At 72.2% G+C, this 2778-nt stretch carries 2 protein-coding genes; both read left to right on the forward strand.

The genetic code is table 11. The annotated features are described in order from the left end of the window. The first annotated feature begins 60 nt into the window (after positions 1–60). On the forward strand, positions 61–504 hold the full coding sequence (locus AC529_RS17055) for a (deoxy)nucleoside triphosphate pyrophosphohydrolase (protein WP_068758372.1): 444 nt from the start codon (positions 61–63) through the stop codon (positions 502–504). A 128-nt stretch (positions 505–632) separates the two neighbouring features. Further along, a complete protein-coding gene (typA, locus tag AC529_RS17060) occupies positions 633–2519 on the forward strand; it encodes a translational GTPase TypA (RefSeq protein WP_068758373.1) in 1887 nt (628 codons plus the stop codon). The last annotated feature ends 259 nt before the right edge of the window (positions 2520–2778 follow it).

Raw genomic sequence — 2778 nt, forward strand, 5'->3', positions numbered from 1 at the left:
GCCCCGGCCCCGCCCGCCTCGGGCGGGGGAGCCGTCGCCGCCGGGCGGTAGGGTCGCCCCATGGCAGACGGAGAGACCCTGATCGTCGTCGGCGCCGCCATCATCCGCGACGGCGCGGTGCTGGCCGCCCAGCGCGCCGAGCCCGCGAGCATGCGCGGCGGCTGGGAGTTCCCGGGTGGCAAGGTCGACCCCGGGGAGACCGAGGAGGCGGCGCTGGTCCGCGAGTGCCGCGAGGAGCTCGGCGTCGAGGTCCGGCCGCTGCGTCGGCTCGACCGCGAGGTCCCCTTCCCCCCGCGCCCCGAAGGCCCCCCGGCCGTGCTGCGCCTGTGGACCGCCGAGCTCGTGTCCGGCGAGCCGCGGCTCCTGGAGCACCTGGCGCTGCGCTGGCTCACCCCCGACACCCTGGACGAGGTGGCCTGGCTGCCCACCGACCTGCCGTTCATCGGCGACGTCCGGGCGGCGCTGCGGCCCGGCGTGCCCGGCCCCCTGGTGGACGGCCGCTGAGGAGACCAGGCGCACACCGGGTGACCTGTGCGTTTCTCCGCGGGGGTGCGAAGGCCGCATAAAATGGCAGACGGCCGCGGAAGTCGCGGTGTTTCCTCACATCCCACAGAGAAGATCGAGACTTTCGCATGCCCACCGTCACCCCTGCCGAAGGCACGGCCCGCCGTACCGACCTGCGCAACGTCGCCATCGTGGCCCACGTCGACCACGGCAAGACCACACTCGTGGACGCCATGCTCTGGCAGTCCGGGGCCTTCCGCGCCAACCAGGACGTCGACGAGCGGGTCATGGACTCCGGCGACCTGGAGCGCGAGAAGGGCATCACCATCCTCGCCAAGAACACGGCCGTCCACTACACCACGCCCGAGGGCGAGGACGTGGTGATCAACATCATCGACACCCCCGGCCACGCCGACTTCGGCGGCGAGGTCGAACGCGGGCTGTCCATGGTGGACGGGGTGGTGCTGCTGGTGGACGCCAGCGAGGGGCCGCTGCCGCAGACCCGGTTCGTGCTGCGCAAGGCCCTGGCCGCCAAGCTCCCGGTGATCCTGGTCATCAACAAGGTGGACCGTCCCGACAGCCGCATCGCCGAGGTCGTGGACGACACCTACGAGCTGTTCATGGACCTGGACGCCACCGAGGACCAGATCGACTTCCCCATCGTCTACGCCTGCGCCCGCGACGGCCGGGCCTCCCTGGAGCGCCCCGCCGACGGCAGCCTCCCCGACAACGACAACCTGGAACCCCTGTTCCGCACCATCCTGGAGACCATCCCCGCGCCCGAGTACACCCCCGGCGCGCCCCTCCAGGCGCACGTCACCAACCTCGACGCCTCCCCGTTCCTGGGCCGCCTCGCGCTGTGCCGCGTCCACCAGGGCGAGATCCGCAAGGGCCAGCAGGTCGCCTGGATCCGCACCGACGGCACCGTCCAGCAGGTCCGCGTCACCGAGCTGTTCATGACCGAGGCGCTGGAGCGCAAGCCCGCCGAGAAGGCCGGCCCCGGCGACATCATCGCCATCGCGGGCATCCCCGAGATCATGATCGGCGAGACCCTCGCCGACCCCGAGGACCCGCGGCCGCTGCCGCCGATCACCGTCGACGAGCCCGCGATCTCCATGACCATCGGCACCAACACCTCGCCGCTGGTCGGCCGGGTCAAGGGCGCCAAGGTCACCGCCCGCCTGGTCAAGGACCGTCTGGACCGGGAGCTGGTCGGCAACGTGAGCCTGCGCGTGCTGCCCACCGACCGCCCCGACGCCTGGGAGGTGCAGGGCCGCGGCGAGCTGGCGCTGGCGATCCTGGTGGAGCAGATGCGCCGCGAGGGCTACGAGCTGACCGTCGGCAAGCCGCAGGTGGTCACCAAGGTCATCGACGGCCAGGTGCACGAGCCCGTGGAGCGCCTGACCGTGGACGTGCCCGAGGAGTACCTGGGCGCGGTCACCCAGCTCCTCAACGTCCGCAGGGGCCGCATGGAGAACATGACCAACCACGGCACCGGCTGGGTCCGCATGGACTGGATCGTGCCGTCGCGCGGCCTCATCGGCTTCCGCACCGAGTTCCTCACCGAGACCCGCGGCACCGGCATCGCCCACCACGTCTTCGAGGGCTACGCGCCCTGGGCGGGCGAGCTGCGCACCCGGCCCACCGGGTCGCTGGTCGCCGACCGCAGCGGGCAGGCCACCGCCTACGCCATGTTCAACCTCCAGGAGCGCGGCAGCCTGTTCGTGGAGCCGGGCACCGAGGTCTACGAGGGCATGGTCGTCGGCGAGAACTCGCGCGCCGACGACATGGACGTCAACATCACCAAGGAGCGCAAGCTCACCAACATGCGCTCCTCCACCGGCGAGGAGCTGGAGCGCCTGGTGCCGCCGCGCAAGCTCTCCCTGGAGCAGGCGCTGGAGTTCTGCCGCGAGGACGAGTGCGTGGAGGTCACGCCGGACGCGGTGCGCATCCGCAAGGTCGTCCTCGACCAGAAGGAGCGCGCCCGCGCCCTGGCCCACCGCAAGCGCCAGTGACCGCACCGGGGCGGGGCCGTGTGCCCCGCCCCGAGCGCCCGCTGTGGCGGCAGGGGCGGAGCGAGTCTCCTGAATCTCGCGTCCCACCGTGGTCTTCCCGCGGCTGCCGCCCTATCCTGGGGCCAGCTTTGCCCTGCCCGGTTCCGGACTGCGGGTCGGGGGCGGCGGCCGAGTATTAAGGACATCCCATGGCGCAGCCTCACGCGGTCATCGTCGGCGGCGGTATCGGCGGACTCACCACCGCCGCGGCCCTCCACGA

It is taken from the genome of Thermobifida cellulosilytica TB100 (assembly GCF_001517975.1).
GTDB lineage: Bacteria > Actinomycetota > Actinomycetes > Streptosporangiales > Streptosporangiaceae > Thermobifida > Thermobifida cellulosilytica.

Coding starts and splice junctions, on each gene's coding strand:
- AC529_RS17055 (WP_068758372.1), top strand. CDS start 61: ATGGCAGACGGAGAGACCCTGATCGTCGTCGGCGCCGCCATCATCCGC.
- typA (WP_068758373.1), top strand. CDS start 633: ATGCCCACCGTCACCCCTGCCGAAGGCACGGCCCGCCGTACCGACCTG.